At 69.5% G+C, this 19,881-nt stretch carries 14 protein-coding genes and 1 pseudogene; 10 read left to right on the forward strand and 5 right to left on the reverse strand.

The window, feature by feature from the left end:
- The first annotated feature begins 22 nt into the window (after positions 1 to 22).
- The 6 genes and pseudogenes from ACN28F_RS14265 to ACN28F_RS14290 all read left to right on the forward strand — a co-directional run bounded on the left by ACN28F_RS14265 (position 23) and on the right by ACN28F_RS14290 (position 7,190).
- A complete protein-coding gene (locus ACN28F_RS14265; RefSeq protein ID WP_421358164.1) occupies positions 23 to 1,459 on the forward strand; it encodes a DUF6297 family protein in 1,437 nt (478 codons plus the stop codon).
- Positions 1,460 to 2,754: 1,295 nt separating this feature from the next.
- Positions 2,755 to 3,183, forward strand: a pseudogene (locus tag ACN28F_RS14270) (helix-turn-helix domain-containing protein); the annotation flags it as partial.
- Positions 3,184 to 3,440: 257 nt separating this feature from the next.
- A complete protein-coding gene (locus ACN28F_RS14275; protein ID WP_421358166.1) occupies positions 3,441 to 4,103 on the forward strand; it encodes a transposase in 663 nt (220 codons plus the stop codon).
- 113 nt (positions 4,104 to 4,216) lie between these two features.
- Positions 4,217 to 4,807, forward strand: a complete 591-nt coding sequence (locus ACN28F_RS14280; protein ID WP_289211935.1) for an ArsR/SmtB family transcription factor — start codon at positions 4,217 to 4,219, stop codon at positions 4,805 to 4,807.
- Positions 4,804 to 6,048 carry an MFS transporter gene (locus ACN28F_RS14285; protein ID WP_421358168.1) on the forward strand — a complete coding sequence of 415 codons (1,245 nt, stop codon included), beginning with the start codon at positions 4,804 to 4,806 and terminating at the stop codon, positions 6,046 to 6,048. Before ACN28F_RS14280 ends, ACN28F_RS14285 begins: the two co-directional genes overlap by 4 nt.
- 380 nt (positions 6,049 to 6,428) lie before the next feature.
- On the forward strand, positions 6,429 to 7,190 hold the full coding sequence (locus tag ACN28F_RS14290) for a transposase family protein (RefSeq protein WP_289205445.1): 762 nt from the start codon (positions 6,429 to 6,431) through the stop codon (positions 7,188 to 7,190).
- Here the strand turns inward: ACN28F_RS14290 and ACN28F_RS14295 are convergent.
- Positions 7,169 to 7,513 (reverse strand): polyprenyl synthetase family protein, encoded by a 345-nt coding sequence (locus ACN28F_RS14295; protein WP_421358170.1) that lies wholly within the window; start codon positions 7,511 to 7,513, stop codon positions 7,169 to 7,171. The genes ACN28F_RS14290 and ACN28F_RS14295 overlap by 22 nt on opposite strands.
- Before the next feature lie 255 nt (positions 7,514 to 7,768).
- Between ACN28F_RS14295 and ACN28F_RS14300 the strand changes: the two genes are divergently transcribed.
- Together ACN28F_RS14300 and ACN28F_RS14305 are read left to right on the forward strand one after the other, a co-directional pair.
- On the forward strand, positions 7,769 to 9,001 hold the full coding sequence (locus ACN28F_RS14300) for an IS110 family transposase (protein WP_289208458.1): 1,233 nt from the start codon (positions 7,769 to 7,771) through the stop codon (positions 8,999 to 9,001).
- On the forward strand, positions 8,998 to 10,416 hold the full coding sequence (locus ACN28F_RS14305; RefSeq protein WP_421358172.1) for an FtsX-like permease family protein: 1,419 nt from the start codon (positions 8,998 to 9,000) through the stop codon (positions 10,414 to 10,416). The genes ACN28F_RS14300 and ACN28F_RS14305 overlap by 4 nt, the downstream gene beginning before the upstream one ends.
- A 112-nt stretch (positions 10,417 to 10,528) precedes the next feature.
- On the opposite strand, the gene smpB is transcribed toward ACN28F_RS14305, so the two are convergent.
- Positions 10,529 to 11,023, reverse strand: coding sequence for an SsrA-binding protein SmpB (smpB, locus tag ACN28F_RS14310; protein ID WP_289208460.1), 495 nt, complete (start codon positions 11,021 to 11,023; stop codon positions 10,529 to 10,531).
- Between the two features lie 1,086 nt (positions 11,024 to 12,109).
- Here smpB and ACN28F_RS14315 point away from each other — a divergent pair.
- Entirely contained in the window at positions 12,110 to 13,432 is a 1,323-nt protein-coding gene (locus tag ACN28F_RS14315; protein ID WP_421358174.1) for a hypothetical protein, read from the forward strand.
- A complete protein-coding gene (locus ACN28F_RS14320; protein ID WP_289208462.1) occupies positions 13,432 to 17,961 on the forward strand; it encodes an FtsK/SpoIIIE domain-containing protein in 4,530 nt (1,509 codons plus the stop codon). The genes ACN28F_RS14315 and ACN28F_RS14320 overlap by 1 nt, the downstream gene beginning before the upstream one ends.
- Positions 17,962 to 18,137: 176 nt before the next feature.
- Here the strand turns inward: ACN28F_RS14320 and ACN28F_RS14325 are convergent, their stop codons facing one another.
- Genes ACN28F_RS14325 through ACN28F_RS14335 form a run of 3 tightly spaced genes read right to left on the reverse strand, consistent with a single transcriptional unit; the run spans position 18,138 to position 19,809 of the window.
- Positions 18,138 to 18,443 carry a WXG100 family type VII secretion target gene (locus ACN28F_RS14325; RefSeq protein WP_289208463.1) on the reverse strand — a complete coding sequence of 102 codons (306 nt, stop codon included), beginning with the start codon at positions 18,441 to 18,443 and terminating at the stop codon, positions 18,138 to 18,140.
- Positions 18,444 to 18,465: 22 nt separating this feature from the next.
- The gene (locus ACN28F_RS14330) at positions 18,466 to 18,771 is read right to left on the reverse strand and encodes a hypothetical protein (protein WP_289208464.1); all 306 of its coding nucleotides are present in this window, start codon (positions 18,769 to 18,771) and stop codon (positions 18,466 to 18,468) included.
- Positions 18,772 to 18,795: 24 nt separating this feature from the next.
- Positions 18,796 to 19,809, reverse strand: coding sequence for a hypothetical protein (locus ACN28F_RS14335; protein ID WP_421358177.1), 1,014 nt, complete (start codon positions 19,807 to 19,809; stop codon positions 18,796 to 18,798).
- Between the last annotated feature and the right edge of the window lie 72 nt (positions 19,810 to 19,881).

Below are 19,881 nucleotides of genomic sequence, written 5' to 3' on the forward strand. Positions count from 1 at the left end.
GTACACCGTTGCACTCGCCATCGTGTTTCTCCTGGTCGCGATCGTGACGGCCGCCCGTACACTCGCCGCCGCCACCTCCGACGGCTCGGACCTGCCGTCGAGCCTCCTGCTAGCGGCCACGCTGGGCTGCTTCGCCGTGATCCTGGCGATCGCTGCGGCTTTCGGCCCGCTCAGTGCGCCGCCGGCTGCCCTGACCTGGCTGGCGACCAGCCCGGTCAGTCGCCGAGGGCTGCTCCTGCCGCGTTTCGCCGCAGTGGTGACGGCCGGTGCCGTCGCCGGTGCGCTTTTCGCCATTCTGGTGCTGCCGTACCTGCCGGCCAGGGATAGCGTGGCCCTCGTCGGTCTCGGTCTGGCACTCGGTGTCACGACCGCCGCTGGCGCCGCGCTCACCCAGGTCGTGGTACGGCGGCCCGAACGCCTGTTGCGCGGCACCGCGGCGGTGGCTGGCCTGGCCGCGTTCGCCACCGCGTTCGCCGACATATCCGGCTTCTGGTCCGGACCACCGGTACGAGGACTGCTACCGGGTGGTGCGCCGTGGGTGGTGGGCGCCGTCCTCACCGGCCTCGTCGTGGTCGCCGCCGCATACGCGCGGCTCGAGGCCGTACGGCTTCCCGCCCTGCGGGCCGCGGCGGCGTCGGCCGCAGCGCTGACCGGCGGTATCGGTGCCGCGGACCCGGGTCTGCTTTCCAGAGTGACCGAAGACCGCCGCTGGCAGCAGCGGCGACTGCGGGTACGGATACCGCTGCCGCCAGGCTCACTGGCTGTCGTAGGCCACGACCTACTCACCTTTTTCCGGCAACCGGGCCGTGTCGTCGTGTGGACGACGCTGGCCGCGGTGCCCTGGCTACTCGCTTCGCTGTCCGAATCGGAGACCCTACGCGCCGCCGGTTGGCTACTCGCCGGCCTGCTGGCGACCGGGCAGTTCACTGGCAATGTCCGTTACGACATGGACCGGCCAACGATCGCCCGGCTGATCGGCGTGACCGATCGCCGCCTGCTCATATTCAGATCTGTGCTGCCCACCGTCCTCGCTGTGGCGTGGAGCACCGGCTCGGTCATGCTCGCCCTCGCCCCTGACACCGGCAACGTGACAACCGCCGCCCTGCTCGGGCTCACAGCCGGACCCGCCGTCGCCGCCGGGGCACTGCGGTCCGCCCGCCGGTCCTTCGTCCGGCACGACTACCCACTCATCGTCACACCCATGGGGGTAGTGCCCAGCGGACCTTTCGTATGGGCGGGACAAGCCGTCGATCTTGCTTTGCTCGGTACGGCACCGACGCTCATCGCACTCGCCACCCGGGACGTCGATCTCCGCACCATCGTCGCCCAGGCCGTATTCTCCGCACTCGCCCTGGGGCTCTTTCTTCGGCCTGCCGGGAGAAGCCAGTGGGCCCAAGGGCTCGTTCGACGCGGGTGGGCGATGATCGCCCGAGCCGTGACGGTGATCTGGCGTCTATGACCGTGTGTGGCGATCTGGGACTTGTTACCCTTCCCGATGCTCAGATCACCTTCCCAGAAGCCTGTACACCGACTTGGCTCATTTAGTGCGTGCGGTGGATGGCGTTGAGGGCGGTGTGGAGGTCGTGGGGGATGGGGTCGGCTGCGGTGATGGTGTGGTCGCCGGCCTAGATCTGGATGGTGCGGTAGCGGCGGGCGGCGGTGACGAAGTGAGTCGAATTTCTGGCAGCTAGGATCTTCGGCATAGACAAAGTCGTTACCATTGGCCGAGGTGAGGCGTACGAGCACACCGAGCGCGGCCTCGACCGCCGCGACCCAGGTTCCTGGATCCCGCGTTGGGTCGGCGACCCAAGCGCTGGAGCGCTAGGTCCAGCGGGGCAGGTAGCGCAGCAGGTAGAGGTGGCACCCGCCGAGAAGACGCTCCGCGCGAGGACCCGGCGGCCTGACGACTCCGCGTCTCCGCCGACCAGATGCCTGCTGGAAGGCGCATCGGCGGTAACCCCGGGTAGTGATGTGTGGTGGACGGCGGCAAAACAGGGCTGCTCCTGGGTGCTCCGTGGGTGCTCGGACGTCGGGGAACTGACACGGACATGCCGGGACTAACCAGGATTCCCCACCTCCCCGAACCTCCAGGCGTCAATAGATCTATCTCGATTGATTACCGGACCTGCGGGTACGTGCCCGGACTAGGCCGGACAAGGCGGGACGCTGTAGCACTTCGCCACTCTCCGCAAGATCATCTGACTACGGATCAGAAGGTTAGGGGTTCGAGTCCCTTCGGGCGCGCAAGATCAACAGGGGTCTGACCTGCCGAAACGGCAGTCAGGCCCTTTCGCTTTTCCGTCCCTTGTGGTCGGTTGGGTGCTCGGTGGGTGCTCGTGCGACGAGCATCCCTCACGTCCCGGCCAGTCCAGGGGTGACCCGTCCTGTCCCGATGGGTTTTGATCATGGGTACCCGCGTCGGGCCGAAAGTCCAGACAGTGGGACGTGCTTCCGTGGTCGAGGTGCCGCTCTCCCCCGGCCGGGTTCGCGGTGCTGGAGGCGCGGCCGTGTCGCCCGGTTTGGTGTGCGGGGGCAGGCTGCCACTGTCGCCGGTATCCGTCAATGTCAACTTGCCGTTAGAGGAACGTAGCGAGCGGTGATCACTTTCCTCCGACGATCGCCCCAGCAGGTCCCTGCCGCCGCGAGTTTCTGCTCGCCGACCAGCGCCCCTGTACCGTTCGAAAACTCGGCCACAGCCGTTGACGTGCGGCTTTGTCCGCTGCGGGATCGATGGATGGCGTCATGCTGCCGGTCATGATCCTGTCGTTCGGCTACCTGATTCTTCGTCAGGCACTGCAGTTGATCATCTTGTTGGCCCGGGGTGGGGACGCCAACGCGGTCGAGGTGCTCGTGCTGCGGCACCAGGTCGCGGTCCTGCGTCGGCAGGTACGCCGTCCGGATCTGGAACCGGCTGACCGGGCGGTGCTTGCCGGCCTGTCGAGGCTGTTGCCGCGGACCCGGTGGGCGGCGTTCTTCGTCACCCCGGCCACGTTGTTGCGCTGGCACCGCAACCTGATCGCACGGCGGTGGACCTACCCGAGACGGCGACGCGGTCGACCGCCGATCACGGCCGAGGTGCGCCAACTGGTGCTACGGCTGGCCCGGGACAACCCCACCTGGGGATGCCGACGCATCCAGGGCGAGATGACCGGCCTGGGCTACCGGCTCGCGGCCAGCACGATCTGGGCGATCCTGACCACCACCGGAGCAGGTCCGGCTCCACGACGGGCGGGACCGACCTGGACCGAGTTCCTCACCACCCAGGCCAAAGGCATCCTGTCCTGCGACTTTCTACACGTCGACACCATCGGACTGACCCGCGTCTACGTCCTGTTCCTCATGGAGATCGCAACCCGGCGAGTGCACCTGCTGGGCGCCACGACGAACCTGAGGTGTACCAAGGATCTTGGACATGTCCTCCGAGTTGAGAGGATGGATCCATGTCCGAGCAACGTCGTCGATACAGTCCGCAGTTCAAGGCCGAGGCTGTGCAGATGGTCGTCGAGACCGGTAGACCGATCGCCGCGGTGGCCCGTGATCTGGAGGTCCACGAAGCCACCCTGGGCAAGGTCGCGAACTGTCAGATCGGGGTGAGCGTCCACGCGGGCGTCGACACCGCGTCGCGTCCTCTGGACTGGCGGTTGTTTCTGCCGGTGCTGTGGGACGGCGACGCGGTCGATGAGGCGAACCGGGCCGAGGTGACCGCCCGTCGGGGCCGGTGCCAGATACTCGAGGGTGAGCATCATCGGCCGAAGCGGGCACTGGTGGTGGAAATGCTCGACGAGCTGGCCGAGCACAGGCTGCGTCCGCCGCTCGTGCCCGCGGACGCCGGCTACGGGGACAACAGCCAGTTCCGCAGCACCCTGGACCGGCTGGAAATCGGTTACATCATGCGGGTCGACGGCGGCGCACTCGCCACAAGCCGGATGTATGGTAGGTCGAGCGGGTGTGTTCCGGCTTGGCGCACGGTTCTCAAACCGCACCTCGCAGCCTCCGGAGTGACGCTCGGCCGCGAAGGGGACACATTTCAAGCCTGCAGTGTCGTCACCTGGTGCGAGATCCCTCGACGTCCCAAGTCACCTCGTCGCAGTCGACGATGTTAGGTGCGCCGTCGTTCATCGGACCGGCTTGCGGAGCTGAGCTCGGGCCGGTGACCGTTCCCAACGGACTAGACAAAAAAGTTGCACTAAAGTCTTTGAGCTTCTACGGTGGATGCATGCCACCCGGATCGAACCGGCGACTCACGAACGTTGCCGAGCTACGGATGTTCGCCCATCCATTGCGGCTGCGGTTGCTCTACGCGCTGACCGTGGAGCGGGAGGCGACTGCGTCCCGGCTCGCCGAGTTGGTCGACGAGTCGCTCTCACTGGTCGGCTACCACCTGCGGGAGCTGGCCACGCACGGCCTCATCGAGGAGGCGCCGTGCCGCTCTGGTGACCGGCGGGAGCGCTGGTGGCGCAAGACCCACGAGGGTTTCAGCTTCGCGGGGTCGGAGTTCGCCGACGATCCGCAGGCCCGTGGCGTGGCGGTCGCGGCCAGGCGTCAGATGCTGGCCCATCAGATTAGCCGGCTCGAACGGTGGATCGACGAGGATCACGCCTGGGGCGAGGCGTGGATCGACGCCTCGTTCTCCAGCGACTCCCTGCTCCGTCTCACGGCGCCCGAGTTGGCCGAGCTGAGTGCCGAGCTGACGACGGTGGTGCAGAAGTGGGCCGAGCGCGGGCGAGTCGGTGCCGAGGATCGGCCCGACGAGCCCGGCCGGGAGCCGGTTCTGATGTTCATCCACGCCTTCCCGTTCAGGCCATGACGCCGCAGACGGTTCCGGTCCGGCAACCGCCTCCTTACCGGGACGGGAACGTCCTGCGCTGGCTCGCTGGGCTGGGCGTGTCGATTGTGGGTGATCAAGTCTACTTCGTGGCGTTGGCCTGGACCGCTGTCCAGGTTGCTGGTGCCGGTGGGGCCGGGTTGGTCCTGGCCACCGCTTCGGTATCCCGGCTGGTGCTGCTCCCGGTGGGTGGGGCGGTGGTCGACCGGTGGGGTGTGCGGCGGCTGATGCTTGGCAGCGACGCGCTGCGTTGCGCGGTGATGGTCGCTGCGGCGGTGGCTACGGCCACCACGGAACCAGCCCTCGCGGTGCTGATCGTGGTGGCGCTGGTGTTTGGCGCGGTCGACGCGGTGTTCCTGCCCGCTGTCGGGGCGCTGCCGCCGTATCTGGTGGCGTCCGAGCACCTCGCCCGGCTGCAGGGCATGCGGATGACGCTGGCGCGGGGGGCGATCGTTGCCGGTGCGCCGCTCGGCGGGGCGGTCGTGGCCGCACACGGGATCACGGCGGCGTTCGCGCTCAACGCGCTCACCTTCGCCGTTTCTGTGCTCGCGCTCGCCACGGTCAGGGTCCGCCCCGGAGCGGCAGCCAAGCCCGCCGGGGGATCCCGGGGTATGGGTAGAGAGGTCCGGGCCGGACTGGCTGTGGCCGCGCGGTCGCCGTTGCTGCGTACCATCCTGCTCGTCTCGGCGGTTGCCGAGTTGGGCTTCACCGGCCCGTTCAACGTGGGCATCGCGCTGCTGGCCCAGGAGCGCGGTTGGGGTGCTACGGGGGTCGGCCTGATCGTCGGCGGCTTCGGTGTCGGTGCCGCGCTGGCAGCGGTGGCCGTGGCAGTGCTCGGCCGGCTCCCGCGCGCCGGCCTGCTCATTGGCCCTCTCACCTTCGTGACGGGGGCCGCGCTCGCTGGTGTCGGTTTTGCCCCGGCCAGGCAATGGGCGGTCGCCGCGTCGGTACTGCTCGGCGTCAGCATCGGTCTGGCTGGCGCGCTCGGGATGGCCCTGCTGCAGGCGCACACACCGCCGCAGTACCTGGGCAGGGTGATGAGTCTGAGCAGCCTGGCCGGTTACGGTGGCATTCCGGTCAGCTACGCGCTCACCGGTTTGGTCGCCGGGCTGTGGGGACCGGCGGCGGCACTTATGGGCGGCACCGCCCTCGCGGCCGCTGCAGGGCTCACCGCGCTGTCGAACCAGACGCTACGTCGCGCCGTGCTGCCCGTCGCGCGTTGACGCCGATTGGAGGTCATCACCGAGACTTGTGGATGCCGAAAACCTCATCCATCCTGGTCACAGCCTTTTGATCAACAAGCCTTGGAGTAGTCGGTCCCGGCGAGGATTCGGGCGGCTGAATCGCGAAAGTGGTTGACGTCGAGCGCTGCGAAATGGGGGCCTGTAGGTAATTTTATGTAGCGGATGTCGGTATTAGTCCGTTATGACCGGCGGGTAGCCGGTCGACACAGATAGGACCAGTTTCGATGACAGTCTCAACGGTGAGGCTTATTCAGCAGGGCCTCGATAGCCCACAGTGGACCCCCTGATAAATGAGACGGCCCGCCCTCCCATAGGATGGAGTTACCACACAACAACCAAAGAAAAGCGGACCGCCGAACATGTATCATACCACCGGCTTCACGACCGATCAGATCCGCGACCTCTGCGTGCTGGTCCGCGCCGAATGCCGGAACCTGGGCATGGAACCGTGGCCACCGATCCTCGGCCTCTACCGCGCCCTCGTGGTCACGTTGACCTACATGCGGCGCAACCGCGTCCAAGCGGAGATCGCCGAGGCGCACGGCGTCTCCCAGTCGACGATCTCACGGGCGGTCACCGCCATCACCCCGGTCCTCGACCGCGTGCTGGCGGGGTTCGTGCCGACCGCCGACGAGCTCGACCCGACCGTCCAGTACATCGTCGACGGCACCCTGTTCCCCTGCTGGTCATGGCGCACGGACCGCTGTCTGTACTCCGGCAAGCACAAGACCACGGGCATGAGCGTCCAGGTCGCCTGCACCCTCGACGGCGCGCTCGTCTGGGTCTCCGATCCCGTCACCGGCAACCACCACGACTCGTACGCGATCAACGACACCGGTGTTCTCGTCAGCCTGAATCCTGCAGGCTGGATCGGCGACAAGGGATACGTCGGCAACGGCATGATCACCCCGTACAAGAAGCCCAAGGGCGGCGAGCTCACAGAGTGGCAGAAGGAATACAACAGGCAGGTCAACAAGATCCGCTGGGTCGTCGAACAGGTCATCGCGAATCTGAAGACCTGGAGAATCCTGCACACCGACTACCGCAGACCGCTCGCGACCTTCACAGAAACGATCTCCTGTGCCATCGGGCTGCACTTCTACAGGATCGCCTGTGAATAGACCTCGCTGCAGTCCATCACGTCGTCCTGGATCAGCGCGAAGGCGTGGAACAACTCGAGCGCCGCTGCCACCCGGGCGATTCCCGGCAGGTCCCTACCGCCGTGGATGGACCAGCCGAGATGACACATGAACGGTCGTGTTCGCTTGCCCGAGTTCATCGTCAGCCGCCTCACCAGGGACACGTCATGCACCCAGTCCGGGTCGCTGTCGGCGTCCCGGACGGCGGCGAACGTGTCGTTGAGCACGTCGTCCACATCCTGACGCGCCACGCTCATGCTCCGCGCCATCGATACTGCGGTGATCACCTCGTCGATGTTCGTCATGGGTCCCTAATGAGTTCTGGGAGTGAGCCATCCGGCAAACTCCTGGTGGGTAGGTAGCCGCCAGCCGGTGAGCACTCCGGGTTCCTGGACGTCGAGTCCTGACGAAAGATCGTGCCCCGGCTGGTCGGTGTGGAGAGTTGATCGCTGATGGGATGTCGTGCCCGCCCGGTCGCGGCGTGAGCACTGCTTCATTAGGTCGCTGATGGTTCTCCTCCTGGCTACCAGCGGTGATCGACTCAATAGGCGGGAGAGACGTTGCTGTTCATAGGAGATGACTGGGCGGAGGACCACCACGACGTCGAGCTCATGGACGCCTCCGGCCGCAGGCTGGCCAAGGCGAGGCTGCCCGAGGGCATCGCCGGCATCACCAGGCTCCACGCGATGATCGGCACGGCGCTCGGCGACGACATCGACGCCGACGCTGCTGCTGCTCAGGTAAAGATCGGTATCGAGACCGATCGGGGCCCGTGGGTGCAGGCGCTGGTCGCCGCCGGGTACACGGTGTACCCGGTCAACCCGTTGCAGGCGGCCCGCTACCGGGAACGTCTGGCGGTGTCCCGGGCCAAGAGCGACGCCGCCGACGCGCACATGCTGGCCGACATGGTGCACACCGACTCGCACCAACTGAGCCCGATGGCCGGAGACTCGGCGGACGCCGAGGCGGTCAAGGTCGTCACCCGGATGCACAAGACGCTGATCTGGGAACGCACCCGTGCTGTGCAGCGGCTGCGGCACGCGCTGCGGGAGTACTTCCCTGCGGCGTTGGAGGCGTTCGAGGACCTCGACGCCGCTGACACCCTGCAACTCCTCGCGAAGGCCCCTGATCCGGCCAGCGCCGCCCGGCTGAGTATCAGCCAGATCAGCGCCGCTCTCAAACGGGCCCGGCGCCGTGACGTCGCGGCCAAGGCCGCGTCGATCCAGGCGGTGCTGCGTGCCGAGCACCTCGGCCAGCCGGCCGTGGTCACCACCGCCTACGCCGCGTCGGTGCGCGCCCTGGTCGCCCTGCTGGTCACTCTCAACGAGCAGGTCAAGGCCCTGCAAGGGCAGGTGGAGGACCATTTTGGCCGGCACCCGGACGCTGAGATCATCCTGTCCCAGCCCGGACTGGGTGCCGTCCTCGGCGCCCGGGTGCTCGCCGAGTTCGGTGACGACCACGACCGCTACGCCACCGCGAAGGCCCGGAAGAACTACGCCGCGACCAGCCCGATCACCCGCGCGTCCGGGAAGAAGAGGACCGTCGCGGCCCGGTTCGTCCACAACGACCGGCTCATCGACGCCCTGATGACCCAGGCGTTCTCCGCGTTGAAGGCCTCGCCGGGTGCCCGCGCCTACTACGACCGGCAACGTGCCCGCGGCGCCAGCTACAACGCCGCGCTGCGCCAACTCGCCAACCGGCTCGTCGGCACCCTGCACGGATGCCTGAAGACCGGCACCGTCTACGACGAGGCGACCGCGTGGTCGCATCACCTCAGCAAGGCTGCTGCTTGACATTCAAGCTCCTGGGATGTCTTTCGGCATGGATCCCGGCTCGCCGCGCGGCGGCGACGCCGCCGATCGAGGCGCTGCGCGAGAGCGCGGCGGAACCCCGGGGCGTAAGCCCGGCGCGGACGGCGAGCGGGCTCGTGCTCGCCGCGGTGGCGATCGCTGGAGGAGCTGTAGCTGTCGTGCGCTCGAACGCGACGTGGGTCATGCTCGTCGCTGTCATCGTCCCGGCGCTCGTGCTGTGCGGCCCGGCGATCGTGACCGCCGCATCGCGAGGGAGCGCTCGGGTGGCACGCCGCGTCGCAGGTGTGGGTGGCTCGATCGCAGCGGGCAACCTGGCTGCGAGCCCTCGTCGATCGGCGTCGACGGCGCTCGCGCTCATGCTCGGCACCGCGATGGTGACGATGTTCGCGGTCTTCGCGAGTTCACTGACGAGCGCGGTCGGGACGGACGTTCGGGACGGACTGCAGGCAGACCTGGTGGTCACGTCGGCGACCGCCGACTTCCCGACGATCGACCCGACCCTGGCCGGCCGGATCACAGAGCTGCCCGACGTCGACGCAGTCGCCGCGCTGTCCGTCACCGAAGGGATCGTGGCAGGCAAAGCCGAGGCGGTCGGCGGCATCGACCCGACGACACTGCCCACCATGTTCGACCTCGACCCGATCGCCGGCGACCTCGCCGACCTGAGCGCGGGGGGCGTGGCCGTGGTCGGCGACGACCCGACGCTGCTCGGCGACACCCTCGCGATCGAGTTCGAACGCTCGACACTCGAGGCGCCGATCGTCGCCGTGGTCGCGAGAAGCACCGGCGGTTTCGAAGCCCCTTTGTACTTCGTCGACCGTCAGACACTCGACACCCTGGTCGGCCGCCTGCTCGACGCTCGGTTGTTCGTCGGCCTCGCCGACGGAGCGGTCGCAGACGCCGACGAGGACGTGAGGGCGCTGGTCCGAGCCACGCCTGGGGCATTCTTCGAGACTCGGGCGGAACACGTCGCCAACAGCGGGAGCGGAATCGCCGCGTTCCGCAACTTCATCGACGGGATGCTCCTCCTCGCCGGCTTCATCGCGCTCCTCGGAGTCGCCAACACCACGGCGCTCGCGATCGATGAACGCTCCGGAGGGCTCGGGCTGCTGCGAGCCGTCGGCGCGACTCGCCGCGAGCTGCGTCGGATCGTGCGGCTCGAGGTGGCGCTCCTGTCGTTCGTGGCAGCATCGATCGGTATCGCCGTCGCAGTCGGTCTCGGCTGGGCGCTGATCGACGTCGCCGGTGGTACGGAGATCCCGTCCGTCGTCGTACCGTGGCCCCGCCTCGCGGCAACGCTCGTCGTCGCGGTCGCAGCCGGCGTCGCCGCTGCGGCGTGGCCCGCGTTCCGGGTCTCCCGGGTACCCGTGCTCGAGCTGGCGGGCCGGAACCACTGATGCGCAGGTCCCGGCACCTGGACCGGGCTAGGGATCAGAAGGTCGCACCAATCGACAACCGACTCGTTGGTGAGATGGCCTCGATACTCGCTGGCTGCGGTCGGCGTAGTGGTCAGCCCTGGTGGCGGGGCCTGCTCTTGAGCCGACGGCTGAACTCCCGGGCGATCTCCCGGTTCGCCTCCCGTTCGGCGATGGCCTGTCGCTTGTCGAAACTACGCCGGCCCTTCGCAAGGCCGAGTTCGACCTTCGCCCAACCGTTCTCGAAATACAACGACAGCGGTACGAGTGTCAGGCCACCCTCCCGGAGGCGCTCCAGGATTCGATCGATCTCCACCCGACGCAGCAGCAACTTCCGGGTACGCCGGGGCTGATGGTTCGTCCAACTCCCGAAGCCGTACTCGGCGATGTGCAGCCCGTACAGCATGATCTCCCGGTCCCTCTCCTGCGCGAAGGCGTCCACCAGCGACACCCGACCGGCACGCAACGACTTCACCTCGGTGCCGACCAGGACCACCCCCGCCTCGTAGGTGCGCAGGATCTGGTAGTCGTGCCGTGCCCTCTTGTTCGTGGCCACCAGCAGGTGACTGCTCTCGCCGGACCTACCCATGGAAACCATCACCTCGCTGCTTTACCTCACCCACCAGGGTATCGGGGGCGCGGTGTGCAGCGGGGCCGACGCAGGAATCCGAACCCGGTACGCATCGAATGTCGTACCCGGCGGGCACCATGACCGCATGGCTGCCCGCGCCCTGCCGGCGGCCGCCGCGCGCAGCGTCGCGCAGGCACGCGCAGGCACGAGCCGACGCGGGGCGGATCGCCGAGGTCACCGCCGGCTGGGCGCGCCGGTTGGAGCAGACGCGACAGCGCAGCGCCCGCGAGCACGCCAGCGACCTGCGGGTGCTGACCGACGCCCTCACGGAGGTCTGGGCCGAGCTTGAGCGGCGGATCCCGTCGGCCAGCGACCCGGCGCTGGCACGGCTGCGGGCCGCACATGTACCTGCCGCGGCGCTGACCGCGCTGACGGAGTCGTTGGGCAGTCCGGTCTGTCCTACAAATGCCACCGGCCCCAGAAATGGTGCACCCGGCCGAAGGGCCGGTAAGACGCCCCTACCCGGTCCTCTTGAGTCGAGACATACCGGGTAGAGGTCTGGTCGTAGCGATTGCGGAAGGCACGGATGAAGTTGCTGCTGTCGGCGAACTGCCAACGGGCGGCAACCTCGGAAGCCGGCTAGCCGGCAGTCAAGGCTCTGCGTGCCTCCTCCGGGCGGCGGCGAACAATCTCGTCGCCAGCTGTGCCGCCGACACGCCGCAACAACTGGTCGACCAGGTCAGGACCTGGATGCGGCGAAAGGCCGAAGCGACGGCCCCGCCTATTTGATCGATCCCTTGCGGAGTCGGTACGAGAACCGGCAAATCCCAGCTCACCGCGTAGGTTCCCGGGCAGCCCGGTCACGTGACGCTTGTCTGCCGGCGCGCTCCTCCCGGCAGTGCCGCAAGTACCCAGAGCCCAGTCGTCACCAAGAGTTCATCTTCCCGCACCGGTCGGCGGATCGACCATCACCGGTCGGCTCTGAGCTGCGGATTCGCCCGTTCGGGGCGGACTGCGGCCGCCACTGCCGACCACTGCCCGCGACTACCATCGGGGCGCGGCTGCGCCGTACCCGGGCCGGCCACGGGCGGAGGAGGAGCACGGTTGAACACGCCGTCCTTCAACGAGCTCGGCCGTTTCCTGGACACCAACCGACAGACGCTGCTGACCGTACTCACCGTGCTGGAGCTGTTGATCCTGCTGGTGGTGCTGCTGCGGTGGTTCGACCGCCGGTACGGCCTGCGGGGCACCGGACGGCGCATCCGGCGCGGCGTCGTCGGCGCAGCGCGGGAGCTGGCGGCACCGATCGTCGGGTTCGTCCGGCTCCGGCGAGGAATGCGGGTGGTCGCCGGGAGCTTCGCCGGCTCGGGGCCGGTGCCGGCAGCCCGCGCCTGGATCGCATCGGCTCGATCGGCGCTGGCCGAACGGGACGATTTCTGGCCGTACCTTGTGCTGTCGGGCCATGGGGAGCTCAGCGTGCGACTCGCGGGCGCGGGCGCGGACGCGGACGTGCCGTCTCCGGCGCCGGGATCCCCGTGGCAGGTCACCGCGCCGCGTCAGTGGCGGGCCCGCGGCCAACTGCCCCCAGGTTCCGCACCGACCGCCAGCGACGCACTGCCGATCGCCGTAGGGGTAAAGGACAGGACGATGGTCCTGCTGGATTTCGCCCGCTCCCCCGGCATCGTGTCGGTGCACGGTGCCCCGGCACCGGCGCAGCGACTGGTCTCCGCGTTGGGCCTCCAGTTGGCCGCGCTGACCGGCGGGCACGGCGTCCACCGCCTGATCGTCGCGGCGGAAACCGGCGACGGCTCCGGGGCGTTCGGCGTCGACCGGATGTCACTGTCCGCAGCCGTGACAGATCTCGCGACCCGTACGGCACCGAGCGGGCGTACCGTCCTGGTCTGCCGGCGGCCCGATCCGCAGACGGCGGCGCGGCTCGCCAGCCTGGTCGCCGGTGATCCCGGGCTGCTGGTCCTGGTCGCCGGCTACCTGCCCGGATCGCGGTGGCGGTTGCGGGTCGACCTGGTCGGTCGGGTGACCGCACCGGAGTTGCTGCTCGACGTGGACTCCGTACCACTTGTCCGGTGCCTGCTGCCCCGCCGCCGGGCCGCGCCCGCCGCGCCACCGGCACCGGCATGGGCCGAGGAGGAGTTCCCCAGGCCCGCCGCCCTCGCCGCAGCGTCCTCCGCGCCAGCAGAACCGGCCATGCCCGAGCGCCCCCGGCCATCCGTCCCGGCGGGGGCCACTCCGCCGGCCGCCCATCCACCGCCCGGACCGTCGGTTCCGCCCACCGCGAACGACGACCTGATCGAACAGGCGCACGACGGGCAACGGCCGACGGCCTACTCCGGCGTCGAATCTGGCGGCCGGGCCGCAGACCCTGCCAGCCGGGCCGCAGGCCCTGTCAGCCGAACCGGGGACCGATAGTGCGCCTGCTGCTGACCGTCGTATCCGGCGGTGCCCACCGGGACATCGCCGTGGACGTCGAGGCGGACACCCCGGTGGGTGCGCTCATCGAGCGGGACGGCTCCCCGGGCGACTGGTACCTCGACGGGGCACGGCTGGACCCTGGCTGGACGGTGGGTCGGGCCGGGCTGGTCGCCGGGGTCCGGCTGGGCGACGGTGCGCCGGTGCCCGGCGGCGAAGTCCGGTATCTGCCGGGCGACCCCCGGACCCACTGGCTGGAGGTGCACGGCGTCGGCGGCCCGAGCGCCGGACGGATCTGGCCGGTCGGCCTGGGCTGCCACGACATCGGCTCGGCACCCGGGTCCGCGATCGATCCGGGCGGCGAGGGAGTGCCCGCGCACGCCGCGCGACTCACCATCGACGAACAGGGTCGCGCCTGGATCGCCACCGGCGGCGCCGAGGTACGTCTGGCGGTGCCGCAGCCTCCGGCCCAGACCGAGGCGATGCCCACGCCCGGGTACCCCACCAGCCATCCTGAGCAGCGCGGGTCGGACCTCCGGGGCGAACAGCGGCGGGCGCACGCGGACGAACCCGACGACGCGGAACGCAGACGTGACGGGTCCCGCCGCTGGCCGCCCGGTGTGGACCTGGCCGTGGGCGGCAGCCTGCTACGGCTGGTCTCGCGCCCGACCCCGGACGCCGCGGTGACACCGGCCGTGGACGTGCCGATGCTGGACTTCAACCGGCCGCCACGGATCGTGCCGCCGCTGCTCTTCGCTCGGCGACGGCTGCCCAGCCCGCCGGTCAAGCCGAACAGCCGCCCGATCCCGCTGCTGATGATCCTCGCCCCGATGGTGATGGGTCTGGCGTTCGTCTTCCTCTTCCGGTCGTACTTCTTCCTGCTGATCATGGCGCTCAGTCCGGTGCTGGCACTGGCGAACTGGTACACCGACCGGCGCAGCGGCCGCAAGCGGTACCGCCGGGATCTCGCCGAGTACCTGCGCAAGCGGACCCGGATGATGCGGGAGCTGACGGCGGCGGTCGCCGAGGAGCGGTTGGCCCGGTGCGAGTCGTCGCCCGACCCGGCGACCGTCCTGCACACCGCCGTCGGCCCCGGCCGGCGGCTGTGGGAACGACGCCGCCGCGATCCCGACCACCTCGTGCTACGGGTCGGCACGCTGGACCAGCCGTCACTGATCGAGGTGGACGACCCGGCCCGCCCCGACACGGACCGCCAGCTGCGCTGGACCGTGCCGGACGCGCCGGTCACCGTGGACCTGGTCGACCGCAAGGTGATCGGCCTGGCGGGCGCGGCGGAGACGACGTACGCGACGGCACGCTGGCTCGTCCTCCAGGCCGCCACCCTGCACAGCCCACGTGACCTGCGGATCCACGTACTGACCGAGCAGGCTGGCGAGGAGCGGTGGAGCTGGGTGCGCTGGCTGCCGCACACCCGCCCGGCCGAGGACGGCGTCCCGACCGGCCGGCCCTACACGTTGGTCGGCAACGATCCGGAGACCGTGGCGAACCGGGTGGCCGAGCTGGTGTCCCTGGTGACCGCGCGCATCAAGGCGCGGGGTTCGCAGCTCGGCCAGGTCCTGTTCAGCGAGCCGGACGTGCTGCTGGTCGTCGACGGCGCGCGTCGGCTGCGCGACGTGCCCGGCATGGTGCAGGTGCTCACCGACGGGCCGACGGTGCAGGTCTTCGCGATCTGCATCGACGCCGAGGAGCGGCTGCTGCCGGAGGAGTGCACCGCGGTGCTCCGGGCGGACGCGGACGGGTTGACGGTTCGGCAGACCGGCGTGCCCGAGGCCACCGGAGTCCGCCCGGACATCATCACCGCCGGGTGGTGCGAGCGGGTGGCCCGGGCGTTGGCCCCGCTGCGGGATGTCACCCCGGACGAGACAGCCGGGTTGCCCGACCGCAGTCGACTGCTGGACCTGCTCGACGCCGACCCGCCGGACGCTGGCGACCTGGCCGAGCGCTGGTCCCGACAGCCCGCCTCCACGAGCTTCGTGATCGGTAGTGGCTTCGACGGAACGGTCGCGCTCGACCTGGTCCGCGACGGGCCGCACGCGCTGGTCGCCGGCACCACCGGTGCCGGCAAGTCCGAGCTGTTGCAGTCCATGGTGGTCTCCCTGGCGACGGTGAACCGACCGGACGAGCTGACCTTCGTACTGGTCGACTACAAGGGCGGCAGCGCGTTCCACAGTTGCGTACGGCTGCCGCACACCCTCGGCATGGTCACCGATCTGGACAACGCGTTGGTGGTCCGGGCACTGGAGTCGCTCGGTGCCGAGTTGCGCCGCCGCGAGGAGATCCTGGCCGGGGCCGCCGCCAAGGACCTCGTGCAGTACCGGACGATGCGCGGCCGCGACCCCTCGCTGCCGGCGGTGCCCCGGCTGGTGCTGGTCATCGACGAGTTCGCCACTCTCGTCCGCGAGGTGCCGGACTTCATCCCCGGGCTGGTCAGCATCGCCCAGCGGGGCCGGTCGCTGGGCATCCATCTGATCCTGGCCACCCAACGCCCGGCTGGTGTGGTGACCGCCGACATCCGCGCCAACACCAACCTGCGCATCGCGCTGCGGGTCACCGATCCGATGGAGAGCGCGGACGTCATCGACGTACCGGACGCCGCGATGATCCCGGTGGCCACCCCGGGTCGGGCGCTCGCCCGGCTCGCCCACCGGTCCACCCTGCCCTTCCAGACCGGGTACGTCGGCGGGGTGTACCCGGGTGCCGGCCCGGACACGTCGGAGTCCCGGCCGGCCCCACCGGTGTACGGCACGGAGCTGCCCTGGCCGCGGCTGGGTCGGGCGCTGCCGCCGCCGGTGGAGCAGACGCGTGACGGTGCAGGGCCGGACGAGTTGGCCGCCACCGACCTGGACGTGCTGGTCGACACGATCGACGCCGCGGCTCGCGAGGTGGGCTGCGAGCAGCAGCCGAGCCCGTGGCTGCCGCCGCTGCCACCGGTCGTGCTGCTGGACGACCTCACCCTCCCGCAGTCGCGTACCGGTCCTGGTCTGCCGCCGGTGCCGTACGCGCTGACCGACCTGCCGTTGCGGCAGAGCCAGCCGGTGCTGGCCTGTGATCTCTCCACGCTCGGACATCTCTACGTGCTGGGTGCCTCCCGTTCGGGACGGTCACAGTTGCTGCGTACGCTGGCCGCGTCGCTGGCCCGGTCGGTGTCCTGCGCCGACCTGCATCTGTACGCCGTCGACGCGGCCGGTGGGTCGATGGTGGTGCTGTCGGAGTTTCCGCACTGCGGTGCGGTGGTGCCCCGCGCCGACCTGGAACGCCTGGAACGCCTGCTGGGCCGGCTGCAGGGCGAGCTGGCCCGCCGACACGAGTTGCTGGCTCAGCACTCGTGCGCCGGGCTCGACGAGTTGCGGGCGGCGCTGCCGCCGACGCAGCGTCCGGCGCACCTGATGCTGCTCGTCGACGGTTGGGACTCGCTGGCCGCCGTCCTCAACGACCACGACGGTGGACGGCTGATGGACCAGTTCCTCGGCCTGCTGCGGGAGGGGCCGGCCGCTGGCCTGCACATCGTGATGTCCTCGGAGCGATCGCTGTTGACCGGCCGGGTGGCGAACCTCAACGACCACCGGATCATGCTGCGGATGACCGACCGCACCGACTACTCGGCGATCGGCGTCAACCATCGTCGGGTGCCGGAGGTGGTGCCGCCCGGACGGGGCTGGCACTCCGTGGACCAGGCGGAGATCCAGATCGCCCTGCTGGACCCGGATCCGTCCGGTCCGGCGCAGGTCGAGGCGATGCGCCGGATCGCGGCTCGGGCCCTCGCCCGCGACAGTGCCGTGCCGGCGCCGCGCCGGCCGTTCCCGGTGGCCGGGCTGCCTGCCGCGGTCACCTTCGCCGAGGCGTTCGCACAGGTCCCGGCGCAACAGCGGCATCCGTTGCGCGCGCTGCTCGGTATCGGCGGCGATGCCGCCGCGCCCTGTTACGTGGACTTCGCTGGCCGGCAGGCCACCTTCCTCGTCGCCGGTCCGCCTGGCTCCGGCCGCAGCAACACGCTGGCCACGCTCGCGGTGTCGCTACTGGCCGGGGGTACCGGACTGGTGATCCTGACGCCCCGGGAGTCGGTGTTGCGCCGGTTGGCGGTGCATGCCCGGGTGCGGGCGATCGAGGGGGCAGCCCCGGACCCGGCACAGGTGACCGCCGCGCTGGAGGAGCTGGGCGGCCCGTTGGTGGTGCTGGTCGACGATGTCGACCTGCTGGGGTTCGCCAATCCGCTGGAGGCGGTGCTGCGTCAGGTGGTGGGCACCGGTCGGGACCGCGGTTTCGGCCTCGGCTACGCGGGGACGGCCGAGACCCTGACCCAGTCGTTGGGCGGTTGGATCGCCGAGGCCCGACGTTCCCGGCAGGGTGTGCTGCTCGCACCGCAGTCGGCGTTAGAGGGTGACCTGGTCGGAGCGAGGGTGCCGCCAGGGCTGCTGCGGTCGGGCAGCCGACCGGGTCGCGGCTACGTGCCGGACCCGGTGACCGGTGCACTGGGCGCGGTGACGATCCCACACACCGTTCTGCGCTGACCCGGACGCGCGGCGCGGCCGCCGGTCCAGGCGCGGCCGCCGGTCCAGGCGCGGCCGCCGGTCCAGGCGTGGCCGCCGGCCCAGACGCGGGTCGCCGGCCCAGACGAGGCGCGGCCCGGCTGCCGTCACCGGCGACCGGGCCGCGCGCGAGACACCTGCCGCGCAGGTCGAGAGGGTCAGCTCGCGGGTGGCGGCTGGGACAGCGTCTGGTCCATGTCGCTCAGGTTCTTCGCGATCATCGAGAAGCTCGACGCGAAGGTCTCCAGGTTGCTGACAGCCTTGGTCAGTGAGTTGGTGAACTCGGTGTACTGCGTGCTCATCACCGGGCTGGACTGCTGTAGCCACAGGCCGCCCTGGCTGGTCAGCAACTCACTGACGCTGGTCTGCAGGTTCGTCAGTACGCTGGCGATCTCCGCGCCCTCGGTGGTCAGCCGCCCGGCGACGGTGTTGACCAGGGCGTAGTCGACATTTACTTCGGGCATCGGATGCCTCCGGTTGGCTGGTTCAGCTGGCGCTGCTGGAGGTGGCGATCTGCTCGTCCATCGTGCTGAGCTGAACGGTGATGTTGTGGAACTGCTGGGCGAAGGACCGGATACTCTCGATCGCTGCGGTCAGCTCGGTGTTGAAGGTCTGGTACTGCCCGCTGAGGGTGGGGCTCGACTTCTGCAGCCACAGGCCACCGTCGCTGGTGAGCAGCTGGGACACCGCGGCGAGCAGGTTCTCCAGGCGCGGTACGGTCTGCGTCACGGCGGAGTTGAGCTGGTCGTTGACCGACTGCACCTTGCTGAAGTCGACGGTGATGTTCGGCATGGCATTGCTCCAAAGGTGACTGGGTCAGATGGTGACAGTGGTGTAGGGGACGTAGTCGTCCTCGGAAGACTCCTCGGAGACGAGCGTCCACTCCCCGGTGTTCGGATTGCCGGTGTACGTCCTGGTGCCTTCCGAATCCACGACTGTCTTGGTGCCGGTGTCCGGTCCGGTCACCACGATGTCGGTCGTGGTGGTCTCGCCTTCGTGGTCGACGGTCACCTGATGCGATCCGCCGTCGGCCTTCGGGGTGACCGTGCTGGTGGTGGTGCCCTCGCTGGTGGTGGAGGTCACCACGAACGAACCGTCGTCGTTGGTCTTCTTCTCGATCTTCTCCTCCGCGCCGTCGGAGTGGGTGATGGTGGAGGTGTAGTCGACGACGTCGGTCTTCCCGTCGCCGTCGGTGTCGCGGTAGGTGAACTGGGTCGTCTCGGTGTAGGTCAGCCCGTCGCCGGAGGTGACCGTGGTCGTCTCGGAGACGACGTTGCCGTCGTCGTCCAGGACCGCCGTCGTCTGGTTGCTGCCCACCGGCGAGGTGCCGTCGATGGAGGTGGGCGGGTCCCCTGGCTCCGGCACCGGATCGCCACTCCACACCGGCACTGAACCGTCGACCAGGTTTCCGTCCTCGTCGTAGTACTGGAAGGTGATCTCCCGGTCCTTCAGGTCGAGGTAGCGCTCGTACGCGGCGGTGTCGGACTGCCAGCCACTGATGCTGGACCGCAGCCGGTCCAGGTTCACCTTGCCGGCCACGTCGGCGTCCAGGTCGAAGTAGGCCTTGGCGATGCTGTCGAAGGTGTTCGCCAGCTCGTCGAGCAGCTCCATCGAGTCCTTGAACGGGGTATGGCAGGCGGAGAAGAATGCGCTCAGCGTCCCGTACAGGGTCGAATTGCCGACCTGGCTGGAGTCGACGACGGTCCCGTCGGCGGTGACCACTGCCCGGCGCGAGCCGGTCTCCACGTCGAACTGGATCTTGCTTTTCAGCTCACGCAGGCTGCCCGCGAGGCTGTGCAGCAGCGCGTAGTCGAGCACCAGGTCAGCCACCCTGCGCCCCTTCCTCCGGCTCGTCGGCGTACGCCGTCTGTGTGGTTCGACGCGGCCGGGGCCGCCAGCGGT

Source organism: Solwaraspora sp. WMMA2101, assembly GCF_049179175.1.
Taxonomy (GTDB): domain Bacteria; phylum Actinomycetota; class Actinomycetes; order Mycobacteriales; family Micromonosporaceae; genus Micromonospora_E.